This window comes from Clostridium ganghwense (genome assembly GCF_026735165.1).
Classification (GTDB): Bacteria; Bacillota; Clostridia; order Clostridiales; family Clostridiaceae; genus Clostridium_H; species Clostridium_H ganghwense.
Genome location: NZ_JAPQES010000003.1, coordinates 74,453 through 96,396 on the forward strand (window position 1 = coordinate 74,453; position 21,944 = coordinate 96,396).

Annotated in this window: 17 protein-coding genes and 1 pseudogene; 5 read left to right on the plus strand and 13 right to left on the minus strand. The window is 29.2% G+C overall.

Features of this window, described 5'->3' with window-relative positions; genetic code table 11:
* Positions 1 to 11 precede the first annotated feature (11 nt).
* The 4 genes from OXH55_RS09610 to OXH55_RS09625 form a co-directional block, all read right to left on the minus strand.
* Positions 12 to 2,258 carry a poly(ethylene terephthalate) hydrolase family protein gene (locus OXH55_RS09610; RefSeq protein ID WP_268049723.1) on the minus strand — a complete coding sequence of 749 codons (2,247 nt, stop codon included), beginning with the start codon at positions 2,256 to 2,258 and terminating at the stop codon, positions 12 to 14.
* A 135-nt stretch (positions 2,259 to 2,393) separates the two neighbouring features.
* Positions 2,394 to 2,894: an acetolactate synthase small subunit gene (ilvN, locus tag OXH55_RS09615; protein ID WP_268050071.1), complete on the minus strand. Its 501-nt coding sequence runs from the start codon at positions 2,892 to 2,894 to the stop codon at positions 2,394 to 2,396.
* A gap of 14 nt (positions 2,895 to 2,908) precedes the next feature.
* Positions 2,909 to 4,519, minus strand: a complete 1,611-nt coding sequence (gene ilvB, locus OXH55_RS09620; RefSeq protein ID WP_268049724.1) for a biosynthetic-type acetolactate synthase large subunit — start codon at positions 4,517 to 4,519, stop codon at positions 2,909 to 2,911.
* Positions 4,520 to 4,668: 149 nt separating this feature from the next.
* Positions 4,669 to 5,997, minus strand: coding sequence for a M48 family metallopeptidase (locus tag OXH55_RS09625; protein WP_268049725.1), 1,329 nt, complete (start codon positions 5,995 to 5,997; stop codon positions 4,669 to 4,671).
* A 241-nt stretch (positions 5,998 to 6,238) separates the two neighbouring features.
* Here OXH55_RS09625 and OXH55_RS09630 point away from each other — a divergent pair, with 241 nt between their 5' ends.
* From OXH55_RS09630 to gltX, 5 genes are all read left to right on the plus strand, one after another.
* Positions 6,239 to 6,613 carry a GntR family transcriptional regulator gene (locus tag OXH55_RS09630; RefSeq protein ID WP_268049726.1) on the plus strand — a complete coding sequence of 125 codons (375 nt, stop codon included), beginning with the start codon at positions 6,239 to 6,241 and terminating at the stop codon, positions 6,611 to 6,613.
* A 20-nt stretch (positions 6,614 to 6,633) separates the two neighbouring features.
* Positions 6,634 to 7,488: an ABC transporter ATP-binding protein gene (locus OXH55_RS09635; RefSeq protein WP_268049727.1), complete on the plus strand. Its 855-nt coding sequence runs from the start codon at positions 6,634 to 6,636 to the stop codon at positions 7,486 to 7,488.
* 4 nt (positions 7,489 to 7,492) lie between these two features.
* On the plus strand, positions 7,493 to 8,146 hold the full coding sequence (locus OXH55_RS09640; protein WP_268049728.1) for an ABC-2 transporter permease: 654 nt from the start codon (positions 7,493 to 7,495) through the stop codon (positions 8,144 to 8,146).
* A gap of 15 nt (positions 8,147 to 8,161) precedes the next feature.
* A complete protein-coding gene (locus OXH55_RS09645; RefSeq protein ID WP_268049729.1) occupies positions 8,162 to 8,821 on the plus strand; it encodes an ABC-2 transporter permease in 660 nt (219 codons plus the stop codon).
* A gap of 123 nt (positions 8,822 to 8,944) precedes the next feature.
* Positions 8,945 to 10,414 carry a glutamate--tRNA ligase gene (gene gltX, locus OXH55_RS09650; protein ID WP_268049730.1) on the plus strand — a complete coding sequence of 490 codons (1,470 nt, stop codon included), beginning with the start codon at positions 8,945 to 8,947 and terminating at the stop codon, positions 10,412 to 10,414.
* A 41-nt stretch (positions 10,415 to 10,455) separates the two neighbouring features.
* Here the strand turns inward: gltX and larB are convergent, their stop codons facing one another.
* The 9 genes and pseudogenes from larB to OXH55_RS09695 all read right to left on the minus strand — a co-directional run bounded on the left by larB (position 10,456) and on the right by OXH55_RS09695 (position 21,935).
* Positions 10,456 to 11,202: a nickel pincer cofactor biosynthesis protein LarB gene (gene larB / locus OXH55_RS09655; RefSeq protein WP_268049731.1), complete on the minus strand. Its 747-nt coding sequence runs from the start codon at positions 11,200 to 11,202 to the stop codon at positions 10,456 to 10,458.
* A complete protein-coding gene (larE, locus tag OXH55_RS09660) occupies positions 11,199 to 12,011 on the minus strand; it encodes an ATP-dependent sacrificial sulfur transferase LarE (RefSeq protein ID WP_268050072.1) in 813 nt (270 codons plus the stop codon). The genes larB and larE overlap by 4 nt, the downstream gene beginning before the upstream one ends.
* A gap of 10 nt (positions 12,012 to 12,021) precedes the next feature.
* Positions 12,022 to 13,253: pseudogene (larC, locus tag OXH55_RS09665) on the minus strand (nickel pincer cofactor biosynthesis protein LarC).
* 23 nt (positions 13,254 to 13,276) lie between these two features.
* On the minus strand, positions 13,277 to 14,002 hold the full coding sequence (locus OXH55_RS09670; RefSeq protein ID WP_268049732.1) for an energy-coupling factor ABC transporter ATP-binding protein: 726 nt from the start codon (positions 14,000 to 14,002) through the stop codon (positions 13,277 to 13,279).
* A 21-nt stretch (positions 14,003 to 14,023) separates the two neighbouring features.
* Positions 14,024 to 14,821 carry an energy-coupling factor transporter transmembrane component T gene (locus tag OXH55_RS09675; protein ID WP_268049733.1) on the minus strand — a complete coding sequence of 266 codons (798 nt, stop codon included), beginning with the start codon at positions 14,819 to 14,821 and terminating at the stop codon, positions 14,024 to 14,026.
* A gap of 17 nt (positions 14,822 to 14,838) precedes the next feature.
* The gene (gene cbiM / locus OXH55_RS09680; RefSeq protein WP_268049734.1) at positions 14,839 to 15,816 is read right to left on the minus strand and encodes a cobalt transporter CbiM; all 978 of its coding nucleotides are present in this window, start codon (positions 15,814 to 15,816) and stop codon (positions 14,839 to 14,841) included.
* A 147-nt stretch (positions 15,817 to 15,963) separates the two neighbouring features.
* Complete coding sequence (locus OXH55_RS09685) at positions 15,964 to 17,787, minus strand: O-antigen ligase family protein (RefSeq protein ID WP_268049735.1); 1,824 nt, start codon at positions 17,785 to 17,787, stop codon at positions 15,964 to 15,966.
* A gap of 110 nt (positions 17,788 to 17,897) precedes the next feature.
* Complete coding sequence (locus OXH55_RS09690; protein WP_268049736.1) at positions 17,898 to 20,555, minus strand: Ig-like domain-containing protein; 2,658 nt, start codon at positions 20,553 to 20,555, stop codon at positions 17,898 to 17,900.
* A gap of 237 nt (positions 20,556 to 20,792) precedes the next feature.
* A complete protein-coding gene (locus tag OXH55_RS09695) occupies positions 20,793 to 21,935 on the minus strand; it encodes an acyl-CoA dehydrogenase (protein WP_268049737.1) in 1,143 nt (380 codons plus the stop codon).
* Positions 21,936 to 21,944 lie beyond the last annotated feature (9 nt).

Here is a 21,944-nt window from a genome sequence, read left to right on the forward strand (position 1 = left end):
TTAATAGTATACTATCTTTCTATTCCTATGTCATCAATAATAATCTGTCCATTTTCACTTTCATCAAAAATAAATTCTATTTTCTTTAATTCTTTAGGATTAAATCTACTATTGCTATTTATAAAATCCCTCATTTTAAACTGATAAGTTTGAAGAACAGGTTCAAATTCCTCTCCATACTGAACTTTGTTATAATAATTCCATTTAGCAAATTTAATGCCTATTGCAGGAGGCATAATATTAAAACTACTTAAAGGTAGAGATGCTTCTTCCCCTTTACTGTCCACTACTTTTACAGTAAAATCTGTTAAATCAAATTTATCACTTTTAGTTTTGGTTTCATCTATATCACAAGCTGAAAATATAAGCTTTGAATCTAAATGAATGTTCAATTTATCAGTTGTATTTTGGGATAAATCTATAGTATATCTTCCTCCTTTATTTCTCCATTTTAAATATACTACGTTGTTGTTACTTTCAAAGTCACCTCTTAACTTTAAACTTCCTTCTTTCCACTCCCATAGTCTTTCACCTTCTGCAATACCTCCAGAAATAGTTGTACTTCTCAAATCTACATCTTCTTCATAATTACCTATAAGATTAAAATTAGAATCTTCAAATCTATTTATATAAAGAGTTTGTGGCAAATTTTTTTCTGCTGTATTATAGTCTCTAAAAAGAGAAATATATTTTTTTTCATTCATTAAAGTAGTTTTTAGAAAAGCTGATATATAAATCTTTGCAATCCTTCTCTGGTCTTCTCCCTTTAATATTTGTTTTGTGTTTAAAAGAAAACTTAATGGCTTAGATAAATCTGCTCTTCCCCAAACAGTATTAAATTGCCCATGATTTGCTCCAAAAATATATAGCATACTTTTAAAATGATATTTTTCATCATTAAATTTCACTCTATTGTATTGATTGCTTCCCATAAAAGTTGATATATCACCATCATTTGCTCCTTGTAAAAGTAGATAATCAATATTTTCTAATTGTGTAGGTTTATCTCCCGGCTTATACTGTTCGTCTGTTGGTGCAATGGCAACTATGGACTTTATACTATAGTTAAAATCAAAAGTAGTATCTGCATCAAGTGGATAATATTTAAGCTTATTAAATAACGCTGCTGTAGCTACAGCTTCTCCTCCTCTTGAATGTCCAATTAGTGCTATATTATCTAAGTCAACTTTGTTATAAAAAGCATTTTTATTATCATAATTAAATTTTTTCCACTGTTCTAAATGTTTAAGTATAATCCAAGCTCTAGCATCATTTTCATTTCCTAAATTTCCTGACCAAGAACTATTTAAAAAGTTTTCATCTATGGAAACAGTTATAAAACCTTGACTAGCTAAAATCTCCCCTAAATATTCATATCCACCTTCTGAATACTCTTCCATAGTATGATTTCCATGAACTATTAAAACTAAAGGAAATACACCCTCTCCTTTTGGATACCATACAATGCCATTTAGAGGCATTTTTCTATCATCAAAGCCCCAATATTTACTCCTCAGTTTTCCTTTTATTCCTTTATAATTTTCAAGAAAATTATATGCAAAAACTTCCTTAGTTTTTATATTTACCTTTTCAGCATATTCTTTTCTGTTTTTATCCTTGCCACTTCCGTAGTACAGTTTTTTAACTTCGTATTTTCCTTTTAAAGCAGGACTATCTATAGCTCTCTTTGATACAAATTCTTTATGTAAAACTAAATACCTCTCTAATTCTTTATTATCTGTTCCTGAATTTTTTAACAAGAATACTACACTTAAATTTATAGCTATAGTAAAGAACACTAAACTTATTCCTAAATAATTTTTACTCTTTCTTTTTAATAGTAACCATATACCAATTCCTAAAAATGACTCAATTACTGCAATAGTAAAGGCAATTAATAAATCAGCATAAATGGCTAATCCAAAAACATTATATAAAACTATAGTTATAACTATTACAAATATTAAAAAGAACGCCATAAATTCTGCGGGTATATATCTAAATATTTTTATAAGAACTTTTAATAAAACTCCACTTATATTTACTATTAGAAAACCTACTAAACCACAAATAAAAATATCTATAATTACACCAAGTCCTGTATTTATATATGCTCCTACTATAGCAAATAAAATAAATACACATACTTTTAAAGCAAGTTTTCCTCCTATCCAGCCTTTACCAATATTATCTTTAAACCCATTTAAAATACATGTCCCTTTACTTTTAATCCAATTTTGGGCTTTTCTCTTGTTCATTCAGTTCACCACCAAATTTAAAATCAGTATTTATAATCAAGAATTATATATTTAATTAATTTTACCATTACTAAAAAAATAAGCCAATAGAACTATCTTTTTAGCTCTATCGGCTGTTGAAATTATACTTTACTATCAAATTTTCTCTACTAATTGGGAATTTCCTCTTTCAATTCCTGTAAATCCAGTACGAACTAATTCTAGAATTCCATACTCCTTCACGTTATCAATAAAACCTGAAATTTTATCTTCACTTCCTGTTAGTTCTATAGTAAGACTTTTAGGGGCTACATCTATTACTTTAGCTCTAAATAAATTTACCATTTCAATAACAGCTGCTCTATTTTTGTCGTTAGCTTTAACTTTTACTAATATTAATTCTCTATAAACAGATTTTTCAGGTTTTAACTCTATTATCTTTATAACATTAATAAGCTTATTCAATTGCTTTTTTATTTGTTCTAATATGTGTTCGTCACCAGTAACCCTTATGGTCATCCGAGAAATTTTAGGATTTTCAGTTTCTCCAACAGACAAACTATCTATATTATAGCCTCTGCGGCTAAATAGTCCTGAAATTCTACTAAGAACACCTGAATTATTTTCAACTAATACAGATAATACATAACTTTTAATGTTAATCCCTCCCTCTATAAAGTACTGAATTTTGGATCCACTATACACTCTATAAGACAAGGCCTGTTGCTACCCATAGCTTCTTTAAAGACTTCTTCAAATTCCTCATTAGAATCAACTCTTTTGCTCCACATACCATAAGCTTCACTTATCTTAACAAAATCAGGCTTTATACCAAATTCAATTCCACAATATTTACCTTTTCCAATGTGGTTATCTTGCAGTTCTCTAACCATACCAAGTCTAGAATTATTAAACAGTATAATAATATTACTAAGATTATTTTCAGATAAGGTAGCAAGTTCCCCTAAGTGCATTTGTATAGCCCCATCTCCAACTACTGAAATAACTCTCTTTTCTGGTGCGGCTAATTTTGCACCTATACCAGCTGGAACACTATACCCCATAGTTCCAAGTCCTCCTGAAGTAAAATACTTTCTTCTACCTTTCATATCAAAATTATGAGCTGCCCAAATTTGATTCTGCCCTACATCTGCTGTTAGTATAGTATCTTCCTCTACAAGTTTTGAAATAACTTGAAGTACTTTTTTAGGATTAACATATTTATACTCATAGTGAGTCTCTTTACAAGAATTCTTAATAATATTAATTTCATTAATCCATTCATCTATTTTAAGCTGAAATGAATTTTCCATAAATTGCTTTAATATAGTTTTAGCATCTCCAACAACGGGAATAGTGGTTTCAATATTTTTTCCTATCTCTGCTGGATCAATATCCATGTGTATAATTTTTTTATTTTTAAAATTATAATTAGCATTGGATCGATTTGTTATTCTTGCCCCTATAACTATTAATAAATCAGCTTCGTTAATAATTTTCTTAGAATAACTGTTACCGTGAAACCCTATCATACCAACATAAGAAGGTGAATCTACTGTTAAAGCTCCAACTCCCATTAAAGTGTGTACTACAGGTATTTTAAACTTTTCTGCAAAAACTTTTAATTCTTTAGTAGCTTTTGATGATATTACTCCCCCTCCAGCTAGAATTAATGGTCTTTTGCTATTTTTCAGTGCTCTTAAAGCTCTTTTTATCTGTCCAGCATGCCCTTCTATTACAGGTTTATATCCTGGAATATTAACCTCTCTGGGATAACTAAATTTAATTATCTGATTTTGAACATCAACAGGAACATCAATTAATACTGGACCTTTTCTTCCTGTATTGGCAATATAAAAAGCTTCTTTAATTATTCTTGGAAGTTCTTTTGCATCCTTTACTAAGTAATTGTGCTTAGTAAAAGGTTCTGTAGCTCCTGTTATGTCGACTTCTTGAAACACATCTTTTCCAATTACCGTTGTACTCACTTGTCCAGTAATAGCCACTAAAGGAATTGAATCCATATATGCTGTAGCTATTCCTGTAATCAGATTTGTTGCACCTGGTCCTGAGGTAGCTATGCACACACCTACAGCATCCTTTGCTCTTGCATAGCCGCTAGCACTAAGTGCTGCTGCATTTTCATGTCTAACTAAAACATGCTTAATATTAGAATTTCTAATTGCTTCGTATAAGGATAAAACTGCCCCTCCTGGATAGCCAAAAATTATGTCTACATTTTCTTTCTCCAAACATTTTATTATTACTTCTGCCCCTTTCATATAATTAATCGCCCCTTATCTTATATGAAAATAATTAAAACTATAGATTATAAAGATCTATAGTTTTAATTTTAAATATTTTTAGTATTATAACAAATTCATGTCAACATTTCAAACATTTTTTCAAATAATATAGAATTTTCTCAATATTATTTGGGATTGATTATATACTTATCATATTTTAAACTTCTTCCTTCCTCCCACGGTTTGTAAATCTTAAAAAAATCTATACGCTCTTTTATTGGAGGATGATCATACTTCCACATCTTATAAAATATATCTGGCTTAGGAACTACAACTCCACCTTTAGACAATTTATGAAAGGCTGAAACTGCCGCCTCATTATCTCTAGTTATTTCAATAGCAAAGGTGTCTGCTTGACGTTCCATATAACAAGAATATGCATTAGCTGATGGTACTATGAATAGAAGACAAAAATTAATTATTATTATAGCTAAAGGATATGACGCCACATTACTAATTTTATTAAATTTAAACTTTCCTCTATATCTTTTTATTATACTCGGAGCAACTTTGCTTATTATATATAAAACAATAAATGTAATTATTATCTGTATAAAAATTAATTTTTTAATGTGTCCTAGAACATAATGTCCAATTTCATGAGCCATAACAAAGCTTAATTCTCTTAAATTGAGTTTATTTATAGCTGTATCCCATAAAACAATTCTTTTAGCCTTACCTATCCCCGTCATATAAGCATTAATCATAGATGTATCTCTACTCTTATCTATCTGAAGAATTGTACAGTCTTTTATATTAGCTTTTTCCGTTAACTCCACTAAACTTCTTTCTATTGTTTCATTTCCTAGAGGTTTAAATTTATTGAATAAAGGATCAATAATCACAGGTTGTGCTAAATACATAAAAAGTGTTATAGGTATAATAGCTATTCCAGTATAAATCCACCATTTCTTAGGAGACTTTTTCATTAATTTATACGGTATCCAAAGAAATAAAAATATCCCCACAAAGTTTAATAATAAATTTATAGAATAATTCCTTATCCATGTATTAAAAGATTGATGGGAAAATCCAAAAACATGACTCTGAATATATCCTGCATAATATGTCAAAGGTAAATTAGCCAAACTGTCTATCAAATTATATACAATTCCATAAATACCTATACTCAAAAACAAATTTTTTCCTATACTCTTAGAAAAATTGCTCAGCTTAGCAGAGAAACCTGTAAATAATATAACCACTGGTACTAAAAAACCCATTATTATCTTTGCTGCTTGAACAACTCTATCACTTCTATAATAGCTTTCTCCTAGATTATCATCATTTTTATCATATAAAGTATTACTAATTTTACTCTCATTAAGTACTTTTCTACTAATTGATTTACCTGTTTCTCCTGCAAAAACTGATTTTTCTTTTGTAAAACTAAAAACTCCTATAGTTAAAGTAAGTATAAAAATTAATATCCACACTTTATTTTTGCTCTTCATCCTTTATAATTCCATCTCCTTTAAATTAATTGAAAATTGACAATAAATAAATTGTCAATTTTCAACTGTGCAAAATTTTGATTTATAAAATTTCACACCCATATCTAATTATACTCTAAGTTTTTAAAAAAATTATACAAATCACCAAATAATGTATTGACAAATTACGTTTCAACTGTATATACTGTATATGAACAATATATACAGTATATACAGTTTGTGCACAAAAGGAGAATGTTAAATGAAAATTATAATTTCTAACTCCTCTGGAGAACCAATTTATGAACAAATCAAAAATAGTATTAAATCCCAAATCATAAAGGGTACACTTGCAGAAGGAGATGCTCTTCCTTCTATAAGAAGTCTAGCAAAAGAACTTCAGATAAGTGTAATCACCACTAAAAGAGCTTATTCAGAACTTGAATCAGAAGGCTTTATAGAAACTGTAGCTGGCAAAGGCTCCTTTGTTGCAGCTCAAAATAAAGAGCTTCTTCGTGAACAGAAATTAAAACTCATCGAAGAAAAACTAACTGAAGTTGTTGATGAAAGCAAAATAATAAATTTAAGTTTCGATGATCTTGTAGAAATGCTAAAAATTCTTTTTGAAGAAAGTTAATTAAGAAGGAAGGGTTTTATATGGAAAATATTTTAGAAGTTAAAAATTTAAGAAAAGAATACAATGATTTTACTTTAAATAACATAAGCTTTAGTTTAGAAAAAGGCTTTATTATGGGCTTTATTGGTCCCAATGGTGCTGGTAAAAGTACTACCATTAAACTAATAATGAATTTAATTCATAAAAATCATGGAGAAATTAAAGTATTTGGCCTTGATAATATTGAACATGAAAAAGAAATCAAGAATAGAATAGGCTTTGTTTATGATGAAAACTATTATTATGAAGAATTATCACTGGAAAAAATGAAAAAAATCATAGCTCCTTTTTATACTAAATGGGATGATAAAGTCTTCAATAAATATATGAAACAATTTGACTTAAACCCTAAAAAGAAAATAAAAGAACTTTCAAAAGGTATGAAAATGAAGTTTTCTCTTGCCATTGCTTTATCTCATAATGCTGAACTGATAATCATGGATGAACCAACTTCGGGTCTTGATCCTGTATTTAGACGTGAAATTTTAGATATACTTTATTCACTTATTCAAGATGAAAATAAAAGTGTTTTCTTCTCAACACATATTACTACTGATCTTGAAAAGATAGCTGATTATATAACATTCATCAATAAAGGTAAAATAATCTTTTCAGAACCTAAGGACGATATAATGGAAAGTTACGGAATTGTAAAGGGAGGCCTTGATATTTTAAACAGCAGCACTAAGAAAGAATTTATAAGCATTAGAGAAAATTCCTTCGGTTTTGAAGCACTAACTAATAATGTTGAAAGAATAAAAAGACTATTTAAAAATGAAGTTTTGATTGAAAAACCATCTCTTGAAGATATTATGGTTTATAGTGTGAGGAGGTAATATAATGATAAATCTAATAAAAAAAGATTTAACCATTAGTTTTCATAAAATGACTATATTAGCTTTTATTGCTTATTTCCTAATAATGGTTACATCCCAAGACTATATACCATCAGATACTGTATATCTAATTATGATAACTACAATGGCTTACTTCCTATCAACTATATCCTTTACCTATGACGATAGATTAAAAGGAGAATACATACTTAACTCTCTGCCTATAGATAGAAAAGATATAGTTATATCAAAATATGTATCAATATTTTTTTATATCTTAATTGCTATATTATTTAATGGTATTTTAGGAGGTATATTTGCTACTACAGGTATTGTTGGAAATTTAAGTTTTTTAAATCTAAGCATTATAAAGAAGATACTAGTTACTACTTTTTTAATGTGTTCTTTAAACTTTCCTTTATATTTCAAGTATGGCTACAGAAGAGGAAAGATATTTTCTATCATAATTTATTTCACATTTTTCGCCATAGCAAATTTCTTATCTGCTATTGGAGATATAAACTTCTTACAAAAAATCATTGCATTTAAACAGAATAATCTCCTCTTAGTAGGTAGTATAGTTTTACTAATATCTATATGTATACTAATAACTTCAGCTATAGTTTCCCTTCACATTTATGAAAATAAAGACCTTTAGGAGAGTGATTTTTTAATGTTTAATTTGATACTCAAAGATGTAACAGTTACTAAAAAAACAAATATTATATTGGTTGTATATGCAGTAATTCTTTCTGTAATAGGACTAAAAATGCCTGAAGCTTCTGGATTTCTTTATATTATGTCAATCTTTATGATTGCCTATATAACTATACTTACTGCAAATAGTTATGATGAAAAATATAAATTTCATATTTCCTTAAACAGTCTTCCTATAAACAAAAAAGATATTGTATTATCTAAATATTTATCATTAGTTGTATATGTTATTTTTTATTCAATGGTTGTAATACTCCTTACAAATATCCTTTATAGTTTGGGATTTAAATCCTCTGGTAGAGCTGCAACTATATGGGATCTAATAGTTAGCTTTAATATTTTAGGAATATTTTATTCAATATATTATCCACTCTACTACAAATTTGAAGGTAGCAAATTAAGAATATTTAGTTTTATTTTATATATACTTGTAATAGTCTCTCCAGGTTACGTTGTAAAACTTATTAAGACTACAAATGGACAACATATTCTATATCTACTTTCAAAAATAAATAACATAAATACTCTTCATTTGAGTTTCTTTGTAGTAGTTCTAATTATAATGTTTATTTCTATACAAATATCTACAAAAATTTATTCCAATAAAGAATTTTAATAATTCTCTTATTATTGACATATACTACCCTTTAGTATATGATAAAAATATCGTTTAAAATATGCCTTTCGTCCCAGAATGAGGATGGGAGGCATTTAAAATATTTACATAGGAGTGAAAAACATGGCAGGAAGAGAAGTTAGAACTAGATTTGCACCTAGCCCAACTGGTTACATGCATATTGGAAACTTGAGAACAGCCCTTTATACTTATCTAATAGCTAAACATGAAGGCGGAAAATTCATACTAAGAATAGAAGATACTGACCAACAAAGATATGTAGAAGGCGCTGTTGATGTTATTTACAAAACTTTAGAAATGACCGGATTAAAGCACGACGAAGGTCCAGATATAGGTGGTCCTGTAGGTCCTTACATACAAAGTGAAAGAAAAGGATTCTACCTTGATTATGCTAAACAATTAGTAGAAAAAGGTGAAGCTTATTATGTTTTCAGTGATAAACAAGATGTAGTAGCTGAAATATGTGAAAAAGAACAAAAACCTTATAAATATAATGCAGAATACCATACTATTACTAAAGAAGAAATAGAAGAAAAACTAGCTGCTGGAGTTTCTTATGTTATAAGACAAAAGAACCCTACAGAAGGTGAAACTATTTTTGAAGATGAAATATATGGAGCAATTAAGGTTGAAAATTCAGAATTAGAAGATATGATTTTAATAAAATCTGATGGACTTCCAACATATAACTTTGCTAATGTTGTAGATGATCATTTAATGGGAATTACTCATGTAGTTCGTGGTAATGAGTATTTATCTTCAGCACCAAAGTACAACCGTCTATATGATGCTTTTGGTTGGCCTGTACCAACTTATGTACACTGTCCTCCAATAATGAAGGATGCACACCAAAAGCTAAGTAAGAGAAATGGAGATGCTTCTTTTGAAGATTTACTAGCTAAAGGATACTTAAAAGAAGCTGTAGTAAACTTCATTGCATTACTTGGATGGAGCCCTGGAACAGATCAAGAAATCTTCTCTTTAGAAGAATTAGTAGAAAAATTTGATTATAGACATATAAATAAATCTCCTGCAATCTTTGATGATGTAAAATTAAAATGGATGAATGGAGAATACATTAAAAAACTTCCACTTGAAGATTTCCACAATAAAGCTCTTCCTTATTATGAGGAAGTATTCTCTAGGGAAAATATGGGAAAACTTGACTTAATGAAAATAAGTGAACTTCTTCAAACAAGAGTTGAACTTTTAAATGAAATACCAGAAAAAATTGATTTCTTTGATGCTTTACCAGAATATGATTCAGCACTATACATTCATAAAAGAATGAAAACTAATCCTGAAAACTCACTACCTACTTTAGAAAAAGTTTTACCAACACTTGAAAATTTAGAGGATTGGTCTTTAGATTCAATACATGATACAATATTTAATCTAATATCAGAAATGGAAGTTAAAAATGGTGTGGTTTTATGGCCTATAAGAACTGCTCTTTCAGGTAAAAAATCTACTCCAGGTGGAGCTTTCGAATTAGCTGAAATTCTAGGTAAAGAAGAATCTTTAAGAAGAATAAAAGCTGGTATTGAAAAACTAAAAAATGAACAAAACTAATTCCTATATAAAAAGAGATGGAAAGTAACTCCATCTCTTTTTTATAGTTTATTTATCATACTAGCCAAATATCCTGCTCCAAAGCCATTATCTATATTAACTACACTAGTACCACTTGAACAGCTATTTAACATGGATAAAAGAGCTGAAAGTCCTCCAAAATTAGCTCCATATCCAACACTAGTAGGTACAGCTATTACTGGTTTATCCACAAGTCCTCCTACCACACTAGCAAGTGCTCCTTCCATTCCAGCCACTGCAATTACAACTTTTGCGCCTCTAATCACATCTAATTTATTAAACAATCTATGTATTCCCGCTACTCCAACATCACTAATTCTCTCTACTCTATTTGCAAAAATCTCTGCTGTTACTGCTGCTTCCTCTGCTACAGGTAAATCTGATGTCCCTGCAGTAACTACAGCAATATAAGTGTCTGTAAGCTCTATCTCTTTTTTCTTTACAGTAATAGTTCTCGCCAACTCATTATATTTAGCATCTTTACATATTTCTCTAACCTGCTCATACATTTCTTTAGTAGCTCTAGTACCTAAAATATTATTTTCCTTAGTATTCATAAATTCTATGATGCCTTTTACCTGCTCTACTGTTTTCCCTGCACAATAAATAACCTCTGGATAACCTACCCTAATTTCTCTGTGATTATCAATCATTGCATAACCTAAATCTTTAAAAGGTAAATCACTAAGTTTATTTACACCTTCATCAACTGATACATTTCCACTTTTTATTTCTTCCAGTAAATTCTTTATATTCTCTGAATTCATATTTTCTTCACCTCTTTTAAGGTTTCATTTAAACTTCCAACTCTATACCCTTCCATATCTAAAGATACATACTTAAATCCAAACTCTTTAAGGTTAGTAGAAATACTATCTAAAAGTCCTTCATTAAATAACTTGTGTCTATCTTCTCTCTGTACTTCTACTCTTGCTAAATCTTTATGACATCTAACACGAACAGCTTCAAAGCCTATACTCATTAGATACCTTTCTGCTTTTTCAACTCTTTGTAGTTCTTCTATTTTAATCTCATTGCCATAAGGAATTCTTGAAAGCAAGCAAGCATAAGCTGGTTTTTTCCACGTTTTAAGTCCTAATTCTTTAGATAATTCTCTTATGTCATTTTTTGTTAAATTGTTTTCTAGTAAGGGACTTTTAATTTTAAGTTCACGTAATGCAATAAGTCCTGGTCTATAATCCTTTGTATCATCTAAATTAGTACCATCCAAGACATATTTATATCCATTTTTACTTGCAAATTCTTTTATTTTAGTAAAAATAGCTTTTTTGCATAAGTAACATCTATTATCTGGATTAAATTTAATTTCATCCATTATCACAGGAACCTCTACAAACTCATGCTTTATACCTAATTCAGCCACCAATTCCTTAGCTTCTTCTATTTCCCAATTAGGTATATAAGGCGATACTACAGTTACTGCTATAACCTTATCACCTAAAGCCTCTTTTGCCGCCTTTAGTAAAAAGGTACTGTCCACCCCACCTGAGAAAGCAACAGCTGCACTTTTCAACTCTTTTAAATATTCTAGAAGTTTGTTATATTTATCATTCATCATTAGCTTTCTACTCCTTTATATTTTTTAAAACTTCCTCATATACATTTTTAATTGGAACATTATTTTTTTCTGCTAATTTTCTACAGTCCTCATACTCTGCTTTCCACTTAATTTTCTTACCTTGATAATATCCATTTTTAACCCTTACTTCTCCATAGATTGTACTCACATTAGAAAAATTTCTTTTAAGCTTACTTCTATGAACTTTGTATTCTCTAATTCCCAGTGTTGTAGTTTCCATAAATATTATTTCTTTTAGATTATCCTTGTTTTCTTCCCCACAAAGAACACTCAGTATTATTCCAAGCCTGTTCTTTTTCATAAAAATTGGTGTTCTATATACGTCTAAGGCTCCACTATTAAAAAGCTTCTCCATTATATAACCATACACTTCTGGATTCATATCATCTATATTACACTCTAATATATGACATTCATCCTCTTCTATTTCTTCATTTATTAATTTTTTACTTTTTTTTTAGCTAAATAAACTCTCAATACATTAGGTATTTCTGTATCTCTTCCACCTACACCATATCCAATTTTCTCTATACTAAACTCTTTTATATCAGTAAATTCATCCACATTAGAAGCCAAAATTGCAGCTCCTGTTGGTGTAGTTGTTTCGAAGGGAACAATCCCTGATTTTACTGGAATTCCTTTCAAAATTTCTACTGTTGCTGGTGCTGGAACTGGAATTAGTCCATGAGCACATTTTACAAATCCTCCACCAAGCTCTACGGAAGATGCCATTACCTTATCAACCTTTAAATAATCTAAACATATAGCTGCTCCAACAATATCTACTATGGAATCTGTAGCTCCTACTTCATGAAAGTGAACTTCGTACAAAGGCTTTCCGTGAACCTTTGCTTCTGCTTCTGCTACCTTCATAAACATATCTAAACTTAATTTTTTAACATTATCACTTAAACTACTAGAGTTTATAATCTCTTCAATATCCTTTAGATTTCTATGTACATGATGATGCTCATGACTATGTGCATGATGATTATTGTTATGATCATGATGGTGATGATGCTTTAAAATCACATCAACTTTTGTTCCTTCAATCCCTTTTCTGCTGTCTCTTCCTACTCTTATTTCATATTCATCATCTAGATTTAATTTTGAAAGTTCTTTAATTAGATAATCCTTATCCACTCCTAAATCAACCATAGCACCTAAATTCATATCTCCACTTATTCCTGAAAAACAATCATAATAAAGTATTTTCATAGGTTTCTCTCTCCTTTTTACATTTACTTTATGTTATTTTTAACTAAAAATTCTTCATCTTGTATAACCTTGTTATAATCATCATCTCGTATTATTCTATGATCTTCAGAAAATACAATAGCTCTTTTAAAAATCCCCTCTACATATTCAAAATCATGTGTAGAACAGATAAGGGTTTTTCCTGAAGCATTAAGCTTTTTCATAAGCTCTCTTAGAAATTTTTTCCCCTTAGGATCAATTCCATTCATGGGTTCATCTAAAGTTATAACCTCTGGATTCATGGAAAGTATACATGCAATAGCTGCTCTCTTTTTTTCTCCTCCACTTAAATTATACGGAGCTTCGTGCTTTATTTTTTCAATATTTAAAAGTTCCAGACAATCGTATACTCTTTTGTTCACTTCTTCCTCATCAATTCCCATCTGCCTAGGTCCAAAAGCTATTTCTTCATATACTGTAGAGCAAAAAAGCTGAGTATCAGAATTTTGAAATATAAATCCCATCTTTTTATGAAAAAGCTTTGAAAAAGTATTGTTATTCAGCTTTTTCTCTGTAATTTTCTCACCATCAAAAATGTATTCTCCCTTTTGTGGAAAAGCTATACCATTTAAAACCTTTAGAAAAGTAGACTTACCACTACCGTTAGGACCAATTAGTGCAATAGCTTCACCTTCATTTATTTCAACGCATATGTCCTTAAGTGCAATTCTATCTTTATAGCTATAGGTTACATTTTTTACTTCAATCATACTGTCTCCTTCCCCTAAAGTTTATATTGTAGTTAATATGAAAATTATTATAAAACTTAAATTTATTATGAAGTACAGAACATCATTTTTTCTTATCTTTGAGTTAAGCGGAGCAGTATACTCACCAGTAAACCCTCTGCATTCCATAGCAGAAAACATCTCTTCTCCCATTTCCTTTGACTTTAAAAATAAATTACCCATAATTTTAGATATACTCTTATATTTTTTATTATTTTTTCCTACAGATCTGAGCTTTAGGGCATATAATAGTTCAACAGAGTATTCTCCTAAAAGCACAATATATTTAATGGTTATTTCCATAACCCATATAAATAAGTCGGGTATAAATAAGAGCTTTAATGCTTTAGTTACATGATCCCATTTAGTTGTATATGATAAAAGGTTTACAGAAACTATAGTTCCTATTACCTTAATTAAAATGAGTATGCTATTCTTTATATTCCCTCCCATTAACGAAGGAATTAACATTATAAGTGTAAATAAAGGAATTACCACACTAATTGTTAGAATATTTCGTCTTTCTTCATTATCTAAAGTTAATGCAGTTCCCAAAACACATGTATCTATTAATAAAACATATATATAACTTCTAGATATAGAGATTAAAATAATATTTAAAAGTGTAAAAAACACCTTTAAAGTTGGATTTACTCTGTATATAAATTTATTACTGTATACTCCTCTTCTTCTAATTTTTGAAAGTACCTTTAAGATAGAAATAATACTTTTATCCAAAAACTGCTGATGATCTTTCTCTGGTATATATTCTTCTTTTTTAAAAAGCCAATCTGCTGACATACCTTCACCTGCTTTATTTAATAAGTTACATGGTTCTTATGTTTTTTCTTTGTTGCAAATTTAATAATAATCAATATTAATGCAACTCCAGCTACAGCTGAAAGAATATATCCTGCAATTTCTGGAAGTCCTGAAATAGAATAATCAGGCATAATAGCTTCAAAATTAAATCCATCTTTCATACCCTTAGGTATAAATCCCAGCATATCTTTTATTTCATCTGTACCCCATTCTCCCCATGCTGTTCCTGTAGCCAAAAGTCCTATAGGTACAAATAAAATCATAGCTGTAATTAATCCATAAATAGGGTTCATTTTTACAGAAGTGTCTTCGTATATTGCAGAAGGTGAAGTTTTCTTTACATAACCATATACAGCTGTAGTAACCACTCCTTCAATTACTCCTGCCACTAATAAATGAGGTATCAACATAGCTGGTATTGCAGCCTCAATCCCATATGGGCAATAGAGTGGAAGACCTACTGCATCTTTAAATAAAAGCGGCTGAATTCCAAATTCTAAAGCTGTAAAAAATGCTGCTACATTTAAAGATATATATGCTCCAATAAAGCTGGCAACATATTCACCTTTTTCTCCTTTTAATCTACTACTTATAAATTTATAAATATAATATCCTACAAAAGGCATAATAAATGCCATATTAAAACAGTTAGCTCCAATAGCTAAAATTCCACCGTCTCCAAAAAATAACGCTTGTATAACAAGGGCAATAGTAACTGAAATAGCTGCTGCATAAGGACCTAAAAGAATGGCTGCTAAAGTAGCTCCTACAGCATGACCTGTTGTACCACCTGGAAGAGGTACATTAAACATCATTATAAGAAATGAAAAAGCCGCACAAATGCCAAGAAGAGGCATCTTTTTTCGTGATAGCTCTTGTTTAACTTTTACTGCTGCTCTTCTCCATATCGGAAGCATAACTGCCCCCAGCGCAGCACATGTAGATGGACTTAAATAATTATCTGGAATGTGCATAATTATTCCCCCTTCTTTTATTTTTAATTTTAAGGAGCAATAATTATGCCAATTTTTTCATTACTTATTTTCAGCTTTTTTTACAAATTCGAACACGTCAATTTCTCATATTGAGAAATATTTTGTCTCAATATGAGAAATCACTTTCTATTTTCTCATATTGAGATTTTTATTTATATCTGGTTTCACCATTTGTTCCTTCATATATTTAGCCCTTGGATTTAATTTTTTATAATTGAGACTATATATTTCTATCACACTCTTAATCTTCTCACTATAAAAACTGTCTTTAGAACTGTCATATCTTGAATTTAAGAAATTGTAATAAGCATTATACATTGGATAATAAAATTTTTCTTTTTCTATAAACTCTTCATAGTATTTAACTGCCTTATTATCATCTTTTAATTTATCGTAGCTAAAAGCTAGATTGCCTACTATTCTTGGATCATACCCATTTATTTCATGAGCTTTTTCTAAATTCTCAATACATCTTTTTAAGTTTTCTTCATTTCCTGTCTCTAAATATTTCTTGTTATATACCTGAGCTATTGCAGCATAATTTTTAGGATTTTTAAACGTAATATTTTTTTCTATATTATAAATACCTAAAGCTTTTTCGTATTTTCCTTTATTTTCATAATTGCTGCCAATAAAACTCATAAAATTAATCATTATTAAATAGACGCTGAACAGTATTAAAACAAATTTGCCTAAAATCATTACTATCTTTTTATTCTTTATATTCTGCAGCTTTTTCTCTGCTCCTCCAAAAGCTACAATCATAACAACAAATATAAAAATTTGAGGATATGCAAAATCAAAATCTAAAAGACTGTGACAATATATACTTAAAACTAGTGGTATATAATATTTTTTGTTTTCATCATCACTTTTAACTAATAAATATATTCCATAACCTCCTATAATAACAAAGATTAACACACCTAAAATTCCTAAATCATATCCTCTTTGAAGTATAGAATTATGCACATATCTAACATCATAAAAAGCTGACTGCTCTAAGTATTGTCTGTATTCAAAAGCATTTATTCCATGTCCCATTGGATTTTTTATTATACTTTTTAGCACATCGTCATAATACACCAATCTTTCCTGCAAAACTGGAGTCTTAAACGAAATATTTTTTATTCTAAGCAGCCACTGAGTTTTAAAGAACATAGAAAAGGTAATACTTAAAATCCCCACGATTACTACTGCGAAATTTTTAGACTTTAAGCTCATTTTTTTACCTATATAATGTAGTAAATACAAAACTAAAGGTATAATAAACATTATGCCTATTCCTAAGTACTCAACCCCTATATAAATCAAGAGCGCTATAAATAAGCTCCATAAGCTTATAAATTTTTCTTTCTTAAAATTATAAAATAATCTAACTCCTAAAAAGATTATCAAATAAAATAATGAATTTCTTGATCCTGTATAAAAAATTCCAACAATTAATATTATCTCAAATAAAAAAGATAATTTTTCTTCTCTCAAAATTTCATTTATATATAATCCTATTATTAAAACTAAAGCATATGTATTTGCATATCCTAAATTACCATCTATTCTTTTATGTAGTATAATTCCTTGATAAATTACAAATACTAAAGTCGAAGCACTTATTAAATAAGTTACTACTTCTAATATGTGCTTCCTGACCTTCCTTAAATTTGAGAAAATAATATAAAATAATACTGCATTAATATATATTGTAAGTCCAGTAAGGGAACTTATTGTGTCCTTTGTTATTCCTAGCGAAACTACACCTACACCACATAACACACTAAGAAAATATAAATACTTTTTATCTAATTTAAATTCTTCCTTTCTATACATATGTAAAAAAATCACTGCAGCAAAGGTTAAAATAACACTTCCAAATCCCTCTCCCAAAGTATTGTAAGGGAAAAGTATTATCAGAGCTATTAAAATGTATATTTGCACTTTATTTTTTTTCATCTCACTCTCACCACTTTATAAATTCTATCTTCTACTGTAAATAAATCTATATAAAAAAGGCTAATGACAGCAAGCCATCATTGCCTTTTCTAAACTCTCTAAGCTTCTTTTTATTCTACTATTTTCCAAACACCATCTTGCTTCTTCACATTTAGCTTTATTGTCTTTACTTCTTTAACAGTTTCTTTGTCTTTTTTAGTTAAAATTTCTGAATCAAATAATACATAAGCTGTCGAAGATCCAAGACTTACATTTTTTATTACTGCCTTTGAAACTTTAGTGTTATTATCTTCTACAGAATCCTTCCAAACAGTTATTATATAATCAGTAAAACTTTTTTCTCTTGTATCTAAATCCTTAGATTCTATGATCTCAAATTTAACATCTAAGTTATCTCCAGTTTCTTCTGTTTCTTCTTTTTCAGCTTTTTTAGTATTAAACTTTACTATTACAGGCTTACTTAAATTACTTCCTGATGAAGATTTAACAGTTTCTTTTATTACTATATAATAAGCTTCCCCATCCTTATAATTAACTTGTGGAGCTAACTTAATTGAAGTATTATCACTTCCTAAATAAACTTTTACCTTTTGCTTTGCTCCATCTTTATCAACTACCAAGATATTACTTTCATTAACACTATCTTTATCTAACTTCATATTAAATTTAACTGTCCACTCTTTATTTGTAGATACATCTTCAGAATTTTCAGCGTTTTTCTCTTCATGTTCCTTAGGAACTACTTCTGAAGGAATTGAATCACTGATGCTATTACTTTTTCCATAGCAAATTATTCCTTCACAATAAGTACCAATATAGACTCTTCCATCACTACCAGTTTCCATACTTGTTATATAATCATCAGTTTTAATATCATAATTACATACAAAATTATCTGCACCCTTATCTTTAGTGTAGATCATATTTGAATCTACCCACAAAACTAACTTGCCATCTCCTGTTTTCTCTAGTCCATTAATTTCACTGTAAGTTTCCATGAGACTAGCTCCTTGATTTGCAAACCTCATATCCTTTGCCATCATATTATTTCCATCTAACTTATATACCATATACCCATTTTCAGCAGCATTATATACAAACTCTAATTCATCATTTTCACTAAGGAATATATCAGATGGTTCTTTGCCAGAGCTTAATCTATAATTTATCTTCTTATAATCTTTTCCTTTTAATTCATAAAGACATACTTTCTTATCCAACGTTTTAGTAACTAGATATATTTTTCCTTGATTATCTTTTAATAAATTATAACGATATGCCTTTTTGCCATCATTAATCTCAGACAAGCTTATTTCTTCTACATTTTTATTTTTATCTACAATATAAATTTTATCTGTACCTAAAACATATAAAAGTTCATTATTATCAAATTCCATAGCTCTTACCTCCTTAAAGGTATCACTACTATTGTCTTTGATAAGTTTTATATATTCTTCTAATGAATTATTTGTTATCTTATATACCGAATTATACGAAGGCAAATACACTTCATTTTTATATAAAACAGCTCCCTCATAGGTTCTATAATTTGTTGCAACGGTATTGTTTATCTTAAATTCACCATTTTTTAATGTTGTCTCTACTAATATATCATCCTTTAGCTTGTCTTCTTCACTATATTTGTAATTATCACTTAATATTCTGATATCATTACTTTTATCCTTTAAAACAAAAGCATAATTATTTACATAACTGCTAACCATAACCTCTTCTTCATTATTACCATTGATTAACTTTAAACCTTTTACATCTCTGATAGCGATTTTACTTTTACTTTCAACATTTATTTCTTTACTATTTTTTGATGCTTTGTATTCCTCTTTAAACTGGTCATTAATCAGCTGTTTAACACTATTATTATCTAAAGCCCATACATTTCCTGTTTTATCAATACTAATATCTTTAACTTTTGGAACCTTAAATTCCTTTATAATTTTTCCGCTCTTATCAAAATGTATTACTTTATCTCCAGCAGCAGCCCATAATGTTCCGTCATTAGCTATTTCATAACCCTTTATATAATCTTCAAAATTAAATTTTTGAACTGTTCCTCCTTGTGAAACTCTTCCTAACATATATTTTTTAGCTTTGTAATCATTCTGAGTAATTTTAAACCAAGCATTATTATTTGAATCTACCTTAAGATTAGTAAAAGCATCATCATAATGGAATTTTCTATCCCAATCAAACTCTGCAACAGTATTTGCACTACTGTTTTGTGTATTATCTACTCTTAATAATTCATATTTAAGCTTGTCTCTTCTATATACAGAAAACCATTTATTATTATTGCTATCAATAGCTACTTCTTGTAGTCTACAAGAATAAGGTTCAAAATCTATATATTGATTAATCAAGTTAGATTTTGCTTCAAACTTTTCTGTATCTATACTTAACAATTTATACGCTGAATTTCTTCTATATGGAGTCAAATATATGTACTTGCCATTTCTATTAATTTTAGTACTTGGAAATATATCCATTTTACCTAAATCATACTTTTTAGCTTTTCCATTCTCAATAAAATATAATGCATCTCCTGTAAGTGCTAAGCTGTAGTCATCATATTGCTTAACCTGTAGAATTTCACCATCAATATCGTACTTATTTTGAATACTTGTTTTTTCTTCATTGTATGTCTCATATCCCTCAGCAGCTTGTACACTTTCTACTAAAAATCCTACTGGTAATAAGGTAACAATGAAAAAATATATTAGCAATGAGCTAATAATTTTCTTGTTATTCATCATAATACCCCCAATTCTAATAAATATATATTTTCTATTATACTACATTTATTGTTATAATTTAAGAGTTCAAAGTAAACTTAAAAATATGAAAAACAGCATCTAGTAAAATAGGTGCTGTTTTTCATATTAAAATCAAAGGGATTAAGAAAAACTATTAATTCTAATCCGTTAAAAACAGATGTTCAGGAAACCATCTTCCTGAACATCTGTCTTTTATTTAATTTTAGTTATCTATTATTTAACATCCATCCATCCAGAAATTACCATCATTTGAACTTCTGATGTTCCTTCATAAATTTCTGTTATTTTTGCATCACGCATCATTCTTTCAATTGGATAATCACTTGAATATCCATAGCCACCAAATAATTGTAAACAACGTCTTGTTACATCGCTGGCATTTCTAGAAGCAACCAATTTTGCCATAGCAGCTAAATGTGAAAATCTTTGATGATCATCCTTTGCACATGCAGCTTGATATACTAAAAGTTTTGCAGCTTCTGTATTTGCACGCACTTGAGCAAGTTCAAATTGTGTATTTTGGAATTTTGAAATAGGACGTCCAAATTGAACACGTTCCTTAACATATTTTACAGTTTCTTCTATTGCACCTTCTGCAATACCAAGAGCTTGTGCAGCAACACCAATACGCCCTCCATCAAGAGTTGCCATTGCAATCTTAAATCCTTTACCTTCTTCTCCTAAAAGATTTTCCTTTGGAACTATGCAATTATCAAAGAATAATTCACATGTAGAAGATGCACGGATTCCCATCTTTATTTCATGACTTCCAACAGAAAAACCAGGGAAATCTTTTTCAACGATAAATGCTGAAATACCCTTTGTTCCCTTACTCTTATCTGTCATAGCCAAAATAATATATATGTCTGCATATCCTGCATTAGTAATAAATATCTTGCTGCCATTTAATACATAATGGTCTCCTTCTAATACAGCTGTTGTCTTTTGCATAGAAGCATCAGTTCCAGCAGCAGGTTCTGTTAATCCAAAGGCACCTAACTTTTCACCTGAAGCAAGTGGTTTTAAATATTTCTCTTTTTGTTCATCTGTACCATATGTGTAAATTGGTGTTGCACAAAGACTTGTATGTGCTGAAACAATAACACCTGTTGTTGCACAACATTTAGATAATTCTTCTACACATTGTATATAACTTAATGTATCCATTCCAGATCCACCATATTCTTCTGGGAATGGAATTCCGAATAATCCCATTTCAGCCATTTTCGCTACATTTTCTTCTGGAAAACGCATACTTTCATCAATTTCTTTTGCAATTGGTTTTACCTCATTTTCTGCAAAATCACGATACATTTCTTGTAATTGTTGATGATTTTCACTTAGTTTAAAATCCATATTAATTCC